16 protein-coding genes are annotated in these 17,734 nt (G+C 40.1%); 11 read left to right on the top strand and 5 right to left on the bottom strand.

Translation table 11 applies throughout. From position 1 onward, the window contains the following. Window positions 1-2 precede the first annotated feature (2 nt). From allE to ABRT01_RS07660, 8 genes are all read left to right on the top strand, one after another. Complete coding sequence (allE, locus tag ABRT01_RS07695) at window positions 3-767, top strand: (S)-ureidoglycine aminohydrolase (RefSeq protein WP_269411760.1); 765 nt, start codon at window positions 3-5, stop codon at window positions 765-767. Window positions 768-873: 106 nt separating this feature from the next. Then, a complete protein-coding gene (gene allD / locus ABRT01_RS07690; protein WP_269411761.1) occupies window positions 874-1,923 on the top strand; it encodes an ureidoglycolate dehydrogenase in 1,050 nt (349 codons plus the stop codon). Between the two features lie 67 nt (window positions 1,924-1,990). Further along, entirely contained in the window at window positions 1,991-3,346 is a 1,356-nt protein-coding gene (allB, locus tag ABRT01_RS07685) for an allantoinase AllB (protein ID WP_367746743.1), read from the top strand. 341 nt (window positions 3,347-3,687) lie between these two features. Then, window positions 3,688-4,179, top strand: coding sequence for a 2-oxo-4-hydroxy-4-carboxy-5-ureidoimidazoline decarboxylase (gene uraD, locus ABRT01_RS07680; RefSeq protein WP_367746737.1), 492 nt, complete (start codon window positions 3,688-3,690; stop codon window positions 4,177-4,179). A 24-nt stretch (window positions 4,180-4,203) separates the two neighbouring features. Continuing rightward, a complete protein-coding gene (pucL, locus tag ABRT01_RS07675) occupies window positions 4,204-5,178 on the top strand; it encodes a factor-independent urate hydroxylase (protein WP_367746736.1) in 975 nt (324 codons plus the stop codon). Further along, window positions 5,175-5,528, top strand: a complete 354-nt coding sequence (gene uraH / locus ABRT01_RS07670; RefSeq protein ID WP_269411765.1) for a hydroxyisourate hydrolase — start codon at window positions 5,175-5,177, stop codon at window positions 5,526-5,528. Before pucL ends, uraH begins: the two co-directional genes overlap by 4 nt. Window positions 5,529-5,777: 249 nt before the next feature. Beyond that, window positions 5,778-7,136, top strand: a complete 1,359-nt coding sequence (locus tag ABRT01_RS07665) for a nucleobase:cation symporter-2 family protein (RefSeq protein ID WP_269411766.1) — start codon at window positions 5,778-5,780, stop codon at window positions 7,134-7,136. Between the two features lie 30 nt (window positions 7,137-7,166). Next, a complete protein-coding gene (locus ABRT01_RS07660) occupies window positions 7,167-7,610 on the top strand; it encodes a nucleoside deaminase (RefSeq protein WP_367746735.1) in 444 nt (147 codons plus the stop codon). Window positions 7,611-7,683: 73 nt separating this feature from the next. Here ABRT01_RS07660 and ABRT01_RS07655 read toward each other — a convergent pair whose 3' ends face one another. Continuing rightward, window positions 7,684-9,327, bottom strand: coding sequence for a PucR family transcriptional regulator (locus ABRT01_RS07655; protein WP_269411768.1), 1,644 nt, complete (start codon window positions 9,325-9,327; stop codon window positions 7,684-7,686). A 158-nt stretch (window positions 9,328-9,485) separates the two neighbouring features. Between ABRT01_RS07655 and ABRT01_RS07650 the strand changes: the two genes are divergently transcribed. Together ABRT01_RS07650 and ABRT01_RS07645 are read left to right on the top strand one after the other, a co-directional pair. Continuing rightward, window positions 9,486-10,463, top strand: a complete 978-nt coding sequence (locus ABRT01_RS07650; protein ID WP_269411769.1) for an oxamate carbamoyltransferase subunit AllH family protein — start codon at window positions 9,486-9,488, stop codon at window positions 10,461-10,463. 42 nt (window positions 10,464-10,505) lie between these two features. Further along, a complete protein-coding gene (locus ABRT01_RS07645; protein WP_269411770.1) occupies window positions 10,506-11,861 on the top strand; it encodes a uracil/xanthine transporter in 1,356 nt (451 codons plus the stop codon). Window positions 11,862-11,926: 65 nt separating this feature from the next. Here the strand turns inward: ABRT01_RS07645 and ABRT01_RS07640 are convergent, their stop codons facing one another. From ABRT01_RS07640 to ABRT01_RS07630, 3 genes are all read right to left on the bottom strand, one after another. Further along, window positions 11,927-12,493: a DJ-1/PfpI family protein gene (locus tag ABRT01_RS07640; RefSeq protein WP_269411771.1), complete on the bottom strand. Its 567-nt coding sequence runs from the start codon at window positions 12,491-12,493 to the stop codon at window positions 11,927-11,929. A 194-nt stretch (window positions 12,494-12,687) separates the two neighbouring features. Continuing rightward, on the bottom strand, window positions 12,688-14,574 hold the full coding sequence (locus tag ABRT01_RS07635; protein WP_367746734.1) for a thioredoxin domain-containing protein: 1,887 nt from the start codon (window positions 14,572-14,574) through the stop codon (window positions 12,688-12,690). Window positions 14,575-14,611: 37 nt separating this feature from the next. Then, on the bottom strand, window positions 14,612-14,773 hold the full coding sequence (locus tag ABRT01_RS07630; RefSeq protein WP_367746733.1) for a DUF255 domain-containing protein: 162 nt from the start codon (window positions 14,771-14,773) through the stop codon (window positions 14,612-14,614). Window positions 14,774-15,038: 265 nt separating this feature from the next. Here ABRT01_RS07630 and ABRT01_RS07625 point away from each other — a divergent pair, with 265 nt between their 5' ends. Continuing rightward, window positions 15,039-15,794 (top strand): acyl-[acyl-carrier-protein] thioesterase, encoded by a 756-nt coding sequence (locus tag ABRT01_RS07625; protein WP_269411772.1) that lies wholly within the window; start codon window positions 15,039-15,041, stop codon window positions 15,792-15,794. A 252-nt stretch (window positions 15,795-16,046) separates the two neighbouring features. Here the strand turns inward: ABRT01_RS07625 and betA are convergent, their stop codons facing one another. Next, window positions 16,047-17,732, bottom strand: coding sequence for a choline dehydrogenase (betA, locus tag ABRT01_RS07620; protein WP_269411773.1), 1,686 nt, complete (start codon window positions 17,730-17,732; stop codon window positions 16,047-16,049). Window positions 17,733-17,734: the final 2 nt, after the last annotated feature.

Raw genomic sequence — 17,734 nt, 5'->3', positions numbered from 1 at the left:
TTATGGGATATCCAACAGATATATTGTCAAGCAGAGCAATTATTGAGCCTTTCAAATTTGCGCTTATTCCACCTGAAGGCCGTGTACACAACGTTGTACCAGGATTTGAGAATTGTACGATGAGCATTTTGGGTTCACCGAAACTTGGTGCTACTTTTGTAGATTACATTATAACGCTTCATGAAGGCGGGGGAAACAAACAGGGATTTGGTGGACAGGAAGATATTGAAACATTTGTATATGTTTTTGAAGGTAAAATAAAAGCGTTTGCAGATAGTGAGGAGTTTATCCTAGAGAGTGGAGGTTATTTATATTGTCCCCCGTCTGTACCTTTGTTTTTAGAAAATATTCAAAATGGGGATGCGAAACTTTTCCTTTACAAACAAAAGCATAAATCATTAGAGGGTCATATGCCATGGGTTGTATCAGGAAATTCGCATGATATTGAAGCAATTGATTATGAAGGGATGTCGAATATGCGACTACAGGATTTATTGCCAGCTGATCTTGCCTTCGATATGAATTTCCATATTCTTACCTTTGATCCGGCAGGCTGTCATCCGTTTATTGAAACACATGTACAACAGCATGGAGCTTATTTAATGTCTGGCGAAGGTGTATATAATTTGGACAACCGTTGGATACCGGTAAAAAAAGATGATTACATTTATATGGCGCCTTATTGCCTGCAAGCAACGTATGCTGTCGGCAGGGAAAAAATGTCCTACCTTTATTCCAAGGATTGTAACAGGGATGAAGATTTATAGTCTGAATGACTATGAAGCGTGATCTTTTGTGGTGAACAAATAGAGATTTAAACTTACTGGTCAACTTGATACACACAATAGAAATGGGTGAAGAGGTGACATATGAATGAAGCTGTCAAAAGAAAAATTGCATGATCTTATAAAAACTAAACTGAACCGGGCAGGGTTAATGGAATCACATGCTAGTGGCGTTGCAGATGTACTTGTCCATGCTGATCTTAGGGGGGTCCATTCCCATGGGGCGATGCGAGTGGAATATTATGCAGAAAGAATTGCAAAAGGCGGGATTAATGCAAATCCTGAATTTCAATTCGAGAAAACCGGTCCAGCTTCCGGTTTATTTGATGGCGATAACGGGGCAGGGCATGTTGCAGCAAAAGAGGCAATGGACGAGGCCATCGTCCTTGCCAGGGAAAATGGCATAGGAGTTGTCGGCGTTAAGCGAATCAGCCATAGCGGAGCATTATCCTATTTTGTCCAGCAGGCTGCCAATGAAGATTTAATCGCCCTTTCTGTTTGTCAATCAGATCCAATGGCAGTACCGTTTGGCGGTGCTGAACCTTATTATGGGACTAATCCAATTGCATTTGCGGCGCCGGGCAATGAAGGAAAACAGATCACGTTTGACATGGCAACAACTGTTCAGGCTTGGGGCAAAATCCTGCACGCAAGATCAAAAAACGAATCCATTCCAGAGGATTGGGCTGTTAATGAAAAGGGTGAAGCAACAACTAATCCATTTGAGGTGCAGGCGTTATTACCAATTGCAGGTCCAAAAGGATATGGGTTGATGATGATGGTAGATATTTTATCTGGTGTTTTACTTGGGGTTCCATTTGGGAATAAAGTGTCATCAATGTATCATGATTTAAGTGCAGGCAGAAACTTGGGTCAACTTCATATTGTCATTAATCCAGCCTATTTTACAAATTTAAATGACTTCAAAAAAAATATAACGAATACCATGACCGACTTGAACCAGATTAAACCAGCATCAGGCTTTGATCATGTATCCTATCCCGGTCAGCGAAGTGCGGAGAGGGAGGAAAAATACAAAAAAGATGGAATAGAAATTGTCGATGAAGTCTATGCCTATCTTGTTTCCGATAAAATCCATAACAATGCCTACAATCACAAGGATCCATTTGCGACGTAGTCTACTATACTAGCATTTTAGAATACTGTGACAAGATTGTTTGACCATTCCTTTGAAAAGGGGGCAAATCGTGTTTGATTTAATTATAAGAGGCGGGAACGTCGTACTTAGTGAAGGTGTTTATCAGGTAGATATAGGGGTAACTAAAGGAAAAATTGCTGCAATTGCGGATTCTATCACCGGTGATGCCAAAGAAATTATTGATGCTGGTGGACAATATGTGTTGCCCGGAATGATTGACACACATGTACACATTAATGAGCCGGGCCGTACAGAATGGGAAGGATTTAAAACGGGAACAAAGGCATTAGCAGCAGGTGGTACAACTAGTTACATCGAAATGCCGCTCAACGCTTTGCCAGCAACAACAAATAAGAAGGCTTTGGATCTGAAATTGGAAGCAGCAGAAAACAAGAATTACATTGATTACGCTTTTTATGGTGGTCTTGTACCTGGCAATCTGGCAGATTTGCAGGCGCTTGCGGATGCTGGTGTTCAAGGATTTAAATGCTTCATATCTACATGTGGAAGCGATACACCAGGTGATTTTTCAAATGTAGATGATTATACCTTATATAAAGGGATGCAGAAATGTGCAGAACTGGATCAATTGCTCTGCATCCATGCTGAAAATCCTGTTCTAACAGATAATTTTGAAACGGAAATGATAAGCCAGGGAAAAACTTCAGCAATGGATTATGCCGACTCGCGCCCTATTTTTACCGAAGTAGAGGCAGTACAGCGTGCATTGCTTTTTGCTGGAGAAACAGGGTGCAAGCTCCATTTTGTTCATATTAGTTCTTCTGAGGCCATTCAAGCAATTTTAAACGCTCGCAATGCGGGCGTTAACGTAACTGTTGAGTCATGTACCCATTATTTTGCGCTTACTGCTGAGGAAGTGGGGAATATTGGAACAAGAGCAAAATGCCAACCGCCAATTAGAAAGGCAGATGACCAAAAGAAGTTATGGAAGGAGCTGATGCGAGGCAATATTGATTGGTTAACATCTGATCATTCTCCATGTACAGAGGACTTGAAAGAAGGGAACTTTTTTGAAGCATGGGGCGGTATTAGCGGTGCCCAAAATAATGTTGATATTATGTTTGATTTGGCTGTAAAACAACATGGTATGCCGATAAACCAATTTGCAAATCTGATTGCTGCACATCCGGCCGAACGGTTCAATTTATTTAATAAAGGTACAATTGCCATTTCAAAAGACGCGGATATGATACTCGTTGATCCCGATAGCTCATATATCGTAAAAAAGGAACATTTATATTATAAAAATAAACATAGTGCGTATGAAGGAAGAAAAATTGATTGTCGTGTTACAAAAACAATACTGCGTGGTCGTGTTATTTTTGAATTGGGAAAAGGCATTATTGGGGAGCCTGGAGGCAAGTTTATGCCAGCGGTTTAATAATGAAAAAAGTCCTGGAACTGTTTTGTCAAGCGGTTTCGGGACTTTTTAAATCCGCGTCCTAACTAATTATTATTCAAAGTGCACATTAAGTTATTCAAGATAAATAAATATCTGTTTTTATTGTCTAAATAAAACAGATACAGATTTACATTTTGTTTATATATTACAGTGACTTATACTATATTATGTTTTATTCTATTATTAATCGATAATTCAGAATGGGGGTTAGATATAGATAACTAAAACCATTCCGAAAAGCAGTCGATTATGCGTGGGAGGAGATGATTTTTCATAATTAAGAAAAGATCCCGGACAGTAAGTTGAAAGGAATGATAGCGATGTCATTGGATTTGAACGACATTAACAATCTGGATAAACCTGCTTTTGTGCATAAGCTTGGGTTTGTCTTTGAGCATTCACCATGGGTAGCAGATGCTGCCTGGTATCATCGCCCTTTTTCATCACTAACAGAACTTCATCAAGCAATGATATCAGCTGTTGAACATGCCGAATGGAGTAAAAAACTAGATTTAATAGAAGCACATCCCGATTTGGCTGGTAAAGTTCACATGACAAAGGAATCACAAAAGGAGCAAAGCAGTGCTGGTCTTGATCAGCTTTCAGAAGCAGAAAGCAAGGAGTTCCTGGAACTTAATAAAGCATATACAGAGAAATTTAGGATTCCTTTTATTGTAGCTGTAAAAGAAAATACAAAAGATGAAATAAAGCATGCCTTAAAGGAACGGTTGATGAATAATCGTGAAACTGAAATAAATACAGCGCTTCAGGAAATATATAAAATTGCTCGTTACAGGTTAGAGGATATCTAATAATAAAACTGGGAGGTTTTTATGATGGCAAACGAAAGAATGATGCATTATGGAAAAAAGGACGTATTTGTATACCGGACGTATGCAAAACCATTGACAGCAGATCCGATTCCGGAGTCCAATTTTACGAAAAGAGACAACATAATTTTTGGTGTAGATGTTCAGGTGGCTCTATATGGGGATTTTCTCCATAATTACATTGAAGGTGATAATACGAATCTTGTGGCAACCGATTCAATGAAAAACTTTATTCAACGCCAGGCTGGTGAATTTGAATATTCCACCATTGATGGATTTCTGGCGGAGATTGCCAAAAGATTTATTGCCAAATATCCACAAATCAATCAAGTTGTGATTAGCGGCCAGGAAGTGCCATTTGGACCGGTAAATGTTGCCAAAGAGAATGGTATTGAAGAGAGCGGTATTGTGCTGCGTCCTTCTCATACGGAACGTGCAAGGGCTACTGTTACTGTAAAGCGTACTGGTAATGGGGCAGAGATAGTAGATTATGCAAGTGGTATTCAGGACATTCACCTCATTAAAATAACTGGCAATTCATTTTACGGATATGTTCAAGATGAATATACACAGTTGCCAGAGGAAAAGGACCGAAATTTGTTCATCTATGTTGATATAGACTGGACGTACAACGATGTTAGCGACGGAACCTCTCTTGATGCAGTCAATCATGTGCCGGCAGAGCAAGTAAGAGACATAGCGGCGTCCGTATTTCACGATTTGCAAAATAACTCGATTCAGCATTTGGTCTATCATATTGGACTGCAAATTCTGGAACGTTTTCCACAACTAAATGATGTTAAATTTTATACCAATAACCGTACATGGTTAAAAGTGGTAGAAAATATAAGTGATTCGGAAGGCAAAGTGTACACAGAGCCACCTCTTCCATATGGATATCAAGCTTTCTCAGTTACCCGTGAAGATCTTAAAGAAGCAAAAGTAAACCGTAAGCATAAGCAAAGCAGTGTTCATGTATGAGTTTAAGTACACATGTGCTTGATACAGTTAAAGGTGGCCCTGCCAAAGGAATGAAAATTGAATTATGGCGGCTTATCTCACAGGCTAATCGTAAACTGGTTTGCGAAATGAAAACAAATAGTGATGGACGCGTTGATACCCCTTTGTTAACGGAGGAAGAGTCCGAGCCAGGTGAATATGAGCTTGTTTTCTATACGGCGGATTATTTTCGGGAACAAGGAGTAAAATTGCATGCGCCACCTTTTTTGGACAAAATTCCAATCCGTTTTGGCATAGCGGATCATAACAGTCATTATCATGTGCCTTTACTGGTTACACCGTGGAGTTATAGTACCTATCGGGGAAGCTGATAGCATTATAAGTCCTGATTGGAACAAAGGGGGACAGCTTGCCTCTCCAGTATTTTGGAATCTCTTACAATTGATGAGGTGGCATGTCCTCCCACTCCTGACAATGAAAGCGCTTCATGTTATTGCACAAGAGGAGTTAGGTAAAACATAGAAAATAGCTTGCTCACAATAGGACAAGCAATTCGGATGATCTGTGAGATATCTCTTTTGGAAATGAAGTTTTACTCTAAACAATGAGGAGCGTTAATAATGAGCGATGTTAATGAAAAACTAGGCTTTGGAAAATCAGCTGTATTAGGTTTTCAACATGTTGCCGTCATGTATGGCGGTGCGGTAGTAGTGCCAATTCTTATTGGTTCAGCCATTGGCCTTACGCAGGATCAACTAGTCTACTTGATATCGTTTGATCTGTTCACATGCGGTATTGCCACTCTTATCCAGGCACTTGGATTTGGCCGGCATGTTGGAGTCAAGCTACCGGCGTTGATGGCTATTTCGTTTATTGTCGTTGGTCCAGCAATATCAATTGGCAAAGTATATAGTATAACGGGGATATTGGGTGCAGTTATTGCTTCGGGTATCATCGTGACTATACTATCGCAATTTGCCCAAAAACTTGTACGTTATTTTCCGCCAATTGTTACAGGATCAGTTGTATTAATCATCGGTATAACATTGATGCCTGTTGCAATGGAAAATGCTGCCGGTGGAGCTGGAGCAGCTGACTTTGGAAGTTTTAAAAATATTGGTACCGCCTTGTTTACCTTTATTAGTTTTCTGCTGATTAATCATTTTTGTAAAGGATTTATCAAGTCCATCGCAATATTGCTGTCTTTATTCATTGGAACGGTTTTTGCCTATTTCCTTGGAATGGTGGACATCTCTGTTTTCGGAGAGGCTTCATGGGTTAATGCTATTCAGCCCTTTTTCTTTGGACTCCCCACTTTCCATCTATCGGCGATTATCACAATGACATTGATTGCAATTATCATCATGGTGGAAAGCACCGGTGTATTTTTTGCCCTTGGTGAAGTTTCAAACAAGAAAATTGACGGACATGATGTAAAAATTGGCCTTAGGGCAGAAGGTATCGGTACGATCATTAGTGGTATTTTTAATTCCTTTAATCACTCCACCTTCTCGCAAAATGTCGGACTGGTTTTACTTACAAAGGTTACAAGCAGATACGTGGTCGCAGCAGGAGGTCTGATTTTAGTTATCATTGGTTTGGTGCCCAAAGTAGCAGCGATTACTACAATGATTCCATCGGCGGTACTAGGCGGTGCAATGATACCAATGTTTGGCATGCTTATTTCCGCATCATTGCAAATGATGGCAAAAGATGATTTGTCCAAGACATCCAATCAATTGATTGTTGGGGTTGGTGTCGGAATCGGAATTGCAGTGGATGGTGCTGCAAAAGCCTTTGCACAATTTCCAGAGACGATAAGCATGATTTTGGAAACCGGACCGGCCATGGGGGCAATCGCTTGCTTTATTTTAAACTGGTGGTTCAATGGACCTACTGATAACAATGCGAAAAATGAACAAGTAAATAATAGGTTAGAAAGAACATCTAAAGAAGCCGCTTCAGTTGTTAATTCTTAAAAATATTAGTTTTAGTCCATGGAGGTTATGATGAAAATTTTTATGGAAAGAGCTGTCCAATTAGCCTTGGAAAATGTTCGAGATGGTGGACAACCGTTTGGCGCGGTACTTGTGCAAAATAATAAAGTTATTGCAGAAGGTGTGAATACACTGCACAAGACATTTGATATCACGGGTCATGCAGAACTTAGTGCTATCCGTAAAGTACAGCGTGAGCAAAAGACAAACGATCTGTCAGATTTCATCATGTATGCCAGCGGTGAGCCATGTGCGATGTGCCTTACAGCAATGTATTTTACCGGTATTAGAGAGATATATTATTGTTCCTCGCTTGCTGATGCAGTGCATAAAGGGTTCCCGCAATCTGAAGTAATGACTGATCAAGATCTTAAGAAACTAAAGGATTCCATGATTTGTATGCCAGTAACCGAAAAAATAGAAGATCCTATTAAGCTTTGGGTTGAACATTTGTAGTACCTGGAAACCGCATGAAAACCTTTGATCAGTTTTCATGCGGTTCTTGAGGTAATAAGTGTAGTAAAAGTGGTTATTTATCTTCTTTAAGAATGGTTCCGATGATTAAAGAAACACGTATACGCAAGGAGTCATCCGGATCCTGGAAAGAACAATTAAGGAGTTCCTCAGCTTTTTTAATCCGGTATTTTACCGTGTTACGGTGAACAAATAGTTTTCGGGATGTCTCTGATATTTCACATTGGCAATCCAAGTAAACCTCTATTGTCTTTACCAGCTCCTGGTCGTCTTTTGTATTTGGATATGCAAGCATTTTAAACGTGTTCTCATAAAGTGCTTGTAAATCTTTGCGAGGAATGATGTTTAATAACTCTTTTACCTCTTTGGTTTTGTAAAAATTGATAAATCCTTTCTTTTTTAACAAATATCCATTTTTAATGGCTTCAACAGCTTCTTGATAGGCTACAGGAATGTCATTTAGTCGCTGGATTTGATTGCTGATCCCGAATGAAATGGAGAATTCCTCTTGTATGTTGTCCCGGGCAACCTCGATGAAATCTTTGATTCTATTCATTACGGACTCCGTGTATTCGGGAAATTGAAGCAACATAACAAAGAATTTCCCTCTGGTAAAAATAGTTGCGTTTAAGTTGGCGTTCATTAATTCATCCTCCAGCTGATCATAGATGCTGTTATGGAGTTCTGCAATGTTTTTTTTATTAGGGCGCAATGTTTCGTAATTTTCTCCTTCCGTATCAATTGCACATACAATGCAAATACTTTCCATGTCAGTTTTTAACCCATAATAGTTGGCTCTGCTAATAATTTCTTTCTCTGACTGAATTTTCTCTTCAATCAAGTCGGCAAAAAAATTGTTTTTTAATAATCGGGAATTCTCATTTATTGCCTGTTCCTTGATCATCGTAAACGAAAGAACGTTACCTGCTTGTTCGATTGCTATTTGTGAAGATGGATAAGGTAGTGTCGTATAATCAATAATGATCAGCATGCTTGGGTATTTCCGTTTTGTTTGTACCGGAAAAGAAGTTACAGATTGCTCTGCCAAAACAGAGGTTGTAAATGTAGCCCCTTCACGTATATTATCAATATCCTGTTTAACAGTCTGAATAATTTCTTTTTCGGCGATCTTCATCGAATCCTTTTGAAAATCATAGCTGTGGGATATGAAATCGCCTCGGTGGTTTAATAAAATAACCGGACGTTCCAAAAAATGTCCAAGCTGGCCAATTAGTGCCTGCAGATTATATTCTCTAAACATCATGTCGGAAAATTCTCTTTGAATATGAAGTGCATAGTAAAGTTGTTCTGCTTCATGATTGTTTAAAAAGTTTAATATATGTCGTGAAACATCACCAAGTGTATATTGCAACGGCAAATCAATAAGAGGGAATGATAGATTATCAGCCAAGAGTTTTACTTCATCAGGCAGTTCCTTTAAAAATCGTTTAACTTTCATTACCATACCAGAACAATTTAGGGCGTGCATTTGTTTAATTAACTCACACAATTTTTGAGGGTTATCTTTAAACGGATACGCGGTTGTCAGCAGCAAGTGATTTTTGTCCAAAAATTGAATAACGTCAGGAGTATCGGAAATATTAACAAACTGCACATGCCTGGTAAGCCCCCGATGTCCCGCCAAAACGGTGCTATCTTTCATCCCTTCCAAAATAAACAGGTCATTAAGCGCTTTCATTTTATCCTCCAAATAAAAGTTTTTTAAAACATCAAACTAATTATACTATATCGTTAATATAGTTAAAAGTAAACAAAAAGCTACTCGCATTTTATCTGTTGTAGCTAATGACGCAGATTTTGCGTTTCACTATACTATGATTAAAGGTGTGAACTTGTATGAAAAAAAATCAATCTATCGTATCTGTAAAGAGATTAAAAGCATGTATGCTAAGTTCCGGAATTTATGATATTCTTGAATACAAAGTGGCGGGAAAGGTTCATAGTGTATTTGCAACAAGTTTTAATTTGATTTTTGCAGACCAATTGATCCATATCGGCCCGATGAAGCATGGCATCGCACCATTTGGTATTGGTGTGGATTTGCAAAGGTTGCAAAGGTTGACTCGTCGTATTAGCCAAGGCCAGGTGGTAAGATGGGATCAAAATCTTAATAGCATTGTTTTCGCGGATCAGAGTCTTTTGCTTGAATCTGCTAAAGTTATTCACAACTCGCTGATCATAAACCAACTTAATCAGGTAGTACTAGATAGAAATGTAGCGTTTGCAGCACAAAAATTATTTGAACAGGAATGGCAAACAGGTATTGTAAGTGACCATAAAGCAATAAAGAAGATATTTACCAATTTTCTATTCCCGAAAGTCCCCAATGTAAAGGAGTCAACGTTACAGCCAATGCATGATTTATTACGGCTTGCCGGTGACGATCATTTAATTAATGCAGATACGGTCTTTCATTATTGGATTGGCAGAGGACCAGGTCTGACTCCAAGCGGAGATGATATGATAACTGGTATATGTGCGGGGCTACACATTTTTAATCAGTCAGATAGTATTTTCAGTCGTAAATTAAAACATTTTTTGGTGGAACATGGAAAACAAAAGACAACAAAGATTAGTCTGGAATACTTGTTTTATGCAGCTGAAAACCAATTCCACTCCCATCTGATTTATTTATGTAAAAGGCTTGTACAATCAGATGTAAATAAGCTTATAAATGCAATGGAAATCATGCGGCAAATAGGTCATACTTCCGGAACAGATACGTTAATTGGTATATTATTAGGAATAAAGGCCATACGTTGGAAAAAAACGTTTGCGAGAACCATTGATGTTACAAACAATGAAGATCATTAGGAACAAAATCATTTTCCGAATATGAAAAGGTCGGTGGAGGTCATGGACGGACTATTAAAATCTAGCAATTGGTTATCGGGCTTACAGTGGCTCTTTTTTATTTTTACCAATATTGTTGTCATACCAATTACGGTTGGGGCGGCATTTGAACTCCCACAAGAAAAAACGGCTGGTCTGCTGCAACTATCATTTGTCATAACAGGAATCGCATGTATAGTTCAAGGTTTATTTGGTCATAAACGTGCAATTATGGAAGGGAATTCAGGACTTTGGTGGGGGGTGATTTTGACACTTTGTTCCACCGCAGTTGCCCAAGGAATGCCTTTACCTGTCTTGGGTGGCAGTCTGACAGTTGGTGTAATCATCTCCGGAATTCTGACTATTATCATTGGCATTACAGGACTCGGACCATATCTTGCCAAGTTATTTAACCCGGGTGTTATGGGCGTGTTTATGTTTTTATTCGGTGTAAAATTAATCGGGATATTTTTAAAAGGAATGCTGGGAATCCCATTCGGTAATGATGCGGATTCGGCAACCATTGATTTGTCCATCTCGCTATTATCTATTATTATTGCGATTATTGTAACGATCATCAGTATTAAAGCATCGCCATCTGTTAGACGCTATGCACTACTAATTGGGATCATCGTTGGCTGGATTGTATATAATCTAACATTTGGCCAACAAAATACAGTTGAACAATCAGGGTCAGCCGGAATTGAACTATTCCCGCTCGGAAAGCCTGCATTCGATGTGGGTGTGATCATTACTGCGGTTATCGCCGGGCTATTAAATACCGCTAATACATTTGGAGCACTTAAAGGAACCGACAGCATGTATGGTGAGGAAACAACAAAAGGGCAATATCGCCGCTCGTTTACGATTACCGGTATTTTTACAGGCATTGCTGGTGTGCTTGGACTTGTCCCATACGCTCCATATGTGTCGTCTATCGGGTTCTTGAGCCAAACCGGAGTTACTAAACGATTGCCATTTATTCTCGGTGGTTTCATGTTCTTTGTGATGGGGATTATTCCTCCAATCGGACACTTTTTTTCATTATTGCCATTGAGTATTGGGAGTGCTGTATTATTTGTTTCATATTTGCAGTTGTTAAACTCGTCATGGGATTTTTTCAAACAAGTTAAGTTCAATACACTTAATGTCTACCGCTCAGCAATCCCGCTATTTGTCGGAATTATTATTATGACACTGCCATTATCCTATTTTGACTCCCTGCCAGACTTTATCCGGCCAGTAATTAGCAGTGGACTTCTGGTAGGAATTATCCTGGCCTTGATACTGGAAAATGTATTTAAATGGGATCGCATTGGAGAAGTGGGGCGCGTGGACGATTCTTCCCATGTCTCACCAAAACTTGGTAATAGCCAATAAAAGCGCGGAATAAAAAAGAAAGAGGCGTCCAGATTAGGAACGCCTCTTTCCTTTTTTTGAGAAATTTATACTTCAACGTTCGCCTGATTCACTTGTTTAACAAACTCCTTCATCAATCCGGGGAGATCAGGCCAGGCATGACCGGAGACAAGGTTTCCATCCGTATGCAATGGCTTCTCAACATAACTGCCACCAGCCGCTTCAACTTCCGGTTTGCAAGCAATATAGGCTGTCATTTCTCTTCCTTTCAGATATTCCTTAACAGTGGTTAGAACCATGCTGGCATGGCAGACAGCCGCTATCGGTTTGTTGGTTTCAAAAAAGTGGCTAACAATTCCGGGAACATGTTCATTCAATCGGATATGTTCTGGTGCTCGTCCTCCCGGTATAATCAGTCCATCATAGTCTGCTGGATTAATATCTGCAAAGGTAGCACTCGCTTCAATTAGGTAGCCTTCTTTTTCGGTATATGTTTCCCAGCCGATAAAATCATGTACAACCGTATGCAATTGCTTTTTACTGGCAGCTGCAATTGTCGGTTCATACCCTTCCTCCAGACAACGGAAATATGGATAGTAAATTTCCAATGCCTCTACTGCATCACCTGCAAGTATCAAAATCTTTTTTGCCATGTATAAAACCCTCCTTCAAATGTGATTAAATATACTATTCGACCCGCGGATGGAATAGTCCTTCTCATGTAAGGAAATTGTAACAGTGCCGGGCACCCGCACTAATGTGAATATTCAAAACTGTACAGGTGCCAGGTACCTAAACAAATGACAGCTGAATCATCAAAATAGAGTTTATTGGGGGCAGAGAAATCCTACCCCCGTCCATATATCATCTTTAGGGCTTTTTCGATGTCTGTTGTTGGCTGTTGACAGGCGAAATTTTCACATACATAAATTGTTGTCTGATTATCAATTTTTTTATACGCAGCGGCAAATGGAGCAACGGAAGATAACTCTTCTGCGGATTCACCGACAAGTACACTGATATCCGGTAAAAACTGGCCATGCAGCTCAGTTAACAGTTCCTGCCTAGCTGGATCATTCCCTTTACCAACCACAACTACTTCTTTTGTTGGTTGTTCCGTTAACAGAAGACTTTGCAAGAAAAAGGTACTACCTGGTGCATAATGGTTGATATCGTTAAAAAAGATAGCATACATTTCCTCTGTCTTTTCTTGATATTCCATTTCTCCGGTTAAGGATGCTAAACGAACAAGCATGACTGCTGCGACACTATTGCCTGATGGGAGTGCTCCATCGTAAATTTCCTTTTCCCTCGAAATTAGTTCTTCACTGTCATGACCGTTAAAGAAAAAACCACCATTTTTATGGTCCCAAAATAGGTCAATCATTTCATTGGCAAGCGCTTTGGCTTTTTTCAAGGCATCCAATGAAAATGTTGCATCATACTGCTCCAAGTAAGCCCATAGCAAAAAGGCGTAATCATCAATGTAGGCAAGATATCTTACTTCTTCATCCCGATAGCGTGCCATTAAACGATTATCACGAAAAAGATTGGACTCGATAAAACGTAATGCTTTTTCTGCAGCAGCAAGGTACTTTTCCTGCTTGAAAACCTTTCCCGCTTTCGCCAAGGCAGCAATCATGAGTGCATTCCATGATGTTAAAATTTTATCGTCAACATGTGGGTAAACTCGTTTTTCCCGGGATTGTAATAATGCTTTCCGTGCCTTTTCCAATTCTTCTTGTAAAGTCGTTGGGGTTAGTCCAAATTCATCAGCAAAACTGGAACTATTAGTATGAATTAGATTTGGAATATTTTTTCCTTCAAAATTTCCATACGGTGTCAAATTGTAGATGGTCGCATATAAATCACCCAGTTCTTCACCAAGGATTTCGAATACTTCTTCATAATCCCACACATAATATTTTCCTTCTTCACCCTCCGAATCAGCGTCGATTGCCGAATAGAATGCCCCCTCAGAACTGGTCATTTCCCGCATAACAAACGTAATGATTTGCTCAGCTACCTGCCTATAAAAAGGGTCATCCGTAATCTGATAGCATTCGGTAAAAGCCATTAATAATAAAGCATTATCATACAACATCTTTTCAAAATGGGGAACCAGCCAAGCTCTGTCGGTCGAATAACGGGCAAAACCAAACCCAACATGGTCGTAAATTCCCCCGTCTGCCATGGCGTGTAATGTTTTCTCCACCATTTCCAAGGCAGTGGTGTCATCATCGAAGTGATATTTTCTTAATAGAAATAATAAGTTCTGTGGAGCGGGAAATTTCGGTGCCGAACCAAATCCGCCGTACTCCGGATCAAAAAGCTTACCAAGTTGATTGACCGCTTCCTTGACACTATTCAATGTCAGCCGATTGTTGCTTTTGGTTGCGACAGTTTGTGCTAATGCATCTGTTACGCTTTTGATTACCTCATGGATATGGTTAGGATCACTTGTATATTTTTTATAAAGCTGGGTGAGTGCGTCCGTTAGTCCGGGCATCCCATGTTTACTTTTTTTTGGAAAATAGGTTCCAGCGTAGAATGGGATTTTGTCCGGTGTCATAAAAATCGTAAGCGGCCAGCCACCTTGTCCCGTCATCATTTGGCATACTTTCATATAAACGGCATCCACATCCGGGCGCTCTTCCCGGTCAACTTTGATGGCAATATAATGGTCGTTTAATAAGCGGGCAACTTCCTCATCTTCAAAGGATTCGTGCGCCATGACGTGACACCAATGACATGTGCATTAGGACCACCAACTAGCTATACCCAATAGATAAGAAGATGGGTTTACCTTCTCGTTTCGCTTTTGCAAATGCTTCGTCACTCCACGCAAACCAATTTACAGGGTTATACGCATGTTGTAATAGATAGGGTGACTTTTCTGCGATTAATCTATTGGGCTCTCTGTTAGTTGTCATGAGGCATCACCTTCTTTCTTAAAGTTATTTACCACTACTTTACCACAAATCACCCACCGAAATGTATCATAGCAAAATTTTTATTTTCTAAATGACGTAATGTTATAATAACTTTAGTTTAAAAAACTTGTTTATTTCATCAAACAGCCGATCGCTTGTAATTAATTGGCTTCAGTTTGCTTCGACTGAATGGATTCATATTTACTACAAATCACATAACATTTGCTATCATATAGACAAGACTTATTATAGGGAGAGAAATAAAATGGAAGCTGTCACAGTGTTCAAAGAGAATTATCATGTCGATTTACGGGATGTTGATTTTAAAAAGCAACTAAAGCTTAGTACGTTGTTTAGCTATTTTCAGGATGTTGCCAGCCTTGCTTCAATTAATCTTGGATTTGGCATTCATACATTGGAACAAAAATATGGAGTTGCATGGATACTAATGCGAATTCGTGTCGATATGATTCGAAACCCGGTTTTGGACGAGGAAATTACGATCGAAACTTGGCCGTTAGAACCGAAAAAATTGGAATTTGAACGGGACTATATTGTTAGGGATCGTGAAGGAAATATTATCGTACGAGCAGTTTCAGCATGGGTGATTATGGATATTCAACAGCGAAAGTTAAAAAGAACAGAAGTTATCGGTTTTACCTATCCGGAAATTATTACACAACGGGCAATCGATTGCAAATTGGGTAAGTTAAAGCATTCCGGCGAGCTTAAAACTTCCTATAAAAAGGTAATTGGTTATAGTGATATTGACTTCAATGGTCATTTGAACAATTCCAAATATGTTGACTATATCATGGATTGCTTTGATATGGAAGAACATGAGAAGTTCGATGTGAAAACGATTGAGGTCCATTTCATGAATGAGGCAATGCCAGGCAATAGGATTGTTTTATATAAAGATACATCTGAAGGTGCGAATCAGGTATACATAGAAGGGGTGAATGAAAAAGATCAGCGAACCGTTTTTAAAGCAAGGGCGGAGGTTAAAGAGAAAAATTAGTTATCTGGTCATGTAAATAAGCTAATAGGAAGGGAAAAGCAGCTGTTAATCAAGGAGTTCCACTTCATTATTTTCAGGCATGTATTAAATTCTTCTCCGAATTAGCCAGTAACATAACGCAAACCATGCCCACCACCCACACAATTAAAGACTGAACTACTGGATGGAAGCCAATTGTTCCAGTAGTTCAGCCATCAGCAATGTTACAATAATATTTTCATTCCTTCATTTTCTAACAAGCTCATCGTTGACTTACCTCTCTACTGTGCCGGCGACTTCTGAATGTACTCTATGACGGTAATAATCCAGATAGGAAGGTTTCAACGGTTGATTTCCGAGGATGATGTCCGCTGCCTTTTCTGCCAACATCAACACTGGTGCATGGATATTCCCGTTTGTAGTGTGAGGCATAGCTGACGCATCAACTACCCGTACGTTGTCCAGGCCATGAACTTTCATGGTCAGCGGATCTACAACAGCCAGCGGATCTGAAGCGGAACCCATTTTTGCCGTACATGATGGATGGAGTGCCGTTTCGGCGTCATTCGCTACCCACTGCAGAATTTCCTCATCCGTTTGAACAGAAGGCCCGGGGGAAATTTCACCCGAGTTGTAAGGCGCTAACGCCGGCTGAGAAAGAATTTCCCGTGAAACTCGTACCGCTTCCACCCACTCACGCCGATCCTCTTCAGTAGAAAGATAGTTAAATACAATACTAGGATGTTGAAAAGGATCACGCGAACGGATCTTCAGTCTACCTTTGGAGTTGGAGTACATTGGTCCAACGTGTACCTGGAATCCATGCTTTGTGTCTGCTTTTTGCCCGTCATATCGAACGGCAAGCGGAAGAAAATGAAACATCAAATTCGGGTAATCAACATCTTCATTCGAACGGACGAAACCTCCACCTTCAAAATGATTGGATGCCGCCGGTCCAGTACGTCCAAGTAGCCATTGCAAGCCGATCCAAGGCATTTTTGCTTTATTTAGGCTAGGTTGTTCCGAAACAGGCTGCGGACAAGCGTGCTGAATATATACTTCAAGATGATCCCTGAGATTTTCGCCTACACCTGGTAGGTTAACGATTGGTTTAATGCCCAGCGAGCGTAGATAATCAGCGTCTCCTACACCAGACAACTGAAGTAGCTGTGGCGTGTTGAATGCACCACCGGAAAGGATAACTTCGCCCGCGTTAACATGATAGGTTTTCCCATTCTTTTGGTAGGTTACACCGTTGGCTCGGGTATCATTAAAGTCGATATTGGTAACAAAAGCACGCGTTTCCACTGTAAGATTTTTACGTCGCATAACAGGCCGCAAATACGCGCGTGAAGCTGACACTCGTCTGCCGTTATGTACCTGGCTGTCGAATGGGCCGAAACCTTCCTGACGAAAACCATTCACATCGGGTGTTCTTGAATAACCAGCCTCAACAGCTGCATCAAAAAAAGCTTGAAATAAAGGATTCGTGGCCGGTCCGCGCTTTAATTTAATTGGGCCATGGTGACCGCGGTATTCATCGGATGGATCCGCTCCATAAGTTGTTTCTAGTCGCTTAAAATATGGCAGGCAATGCGCATAGTCCCAAGTTTCCATACCTGGGGCAGATCCCCATCGTTCGTAGTCCATCGGGTTACCACGCTGGTAAATCATACCGTTAATGGAACTTGACCCTCCCAGAACCTTTCCCCGGGCATGTGCAACTTGGCGTCCATCCATATAAGGCTCTGGGTCAGAGGAGTAGATCCAGTCATAGAAACGATTGCCTGACGGGAACATCAAAGCTGCTGGCATTTGAATAAACAAATCCCATGGATAATCACTGCGCCCAGCTTCCAGGATTAGAACACTGCGCGATTTATCTGCACTTAAACGGTTGCCGAGTACAGAACCCGCACTACCGCCACCAATGATTACATAATCGTAAGTTTGTTTCATCT

The sequence above is a fragment of the Lentibacillus sp. L22 genome (genome assembly GCF_040812445.1).
In the GTDB taxonomy this organism is placed as follows: domain Bacteria; phylum Bacillota; class Bacilli; order Bacillales; family Amphibacillaceae; genus Lentibacillus_C; species Lentibacillus_C daqui.
Note: the sequence above shows the minus strand (reverse complement) of the source record. Positions and strands in the feature narration are given on the sequence as shown.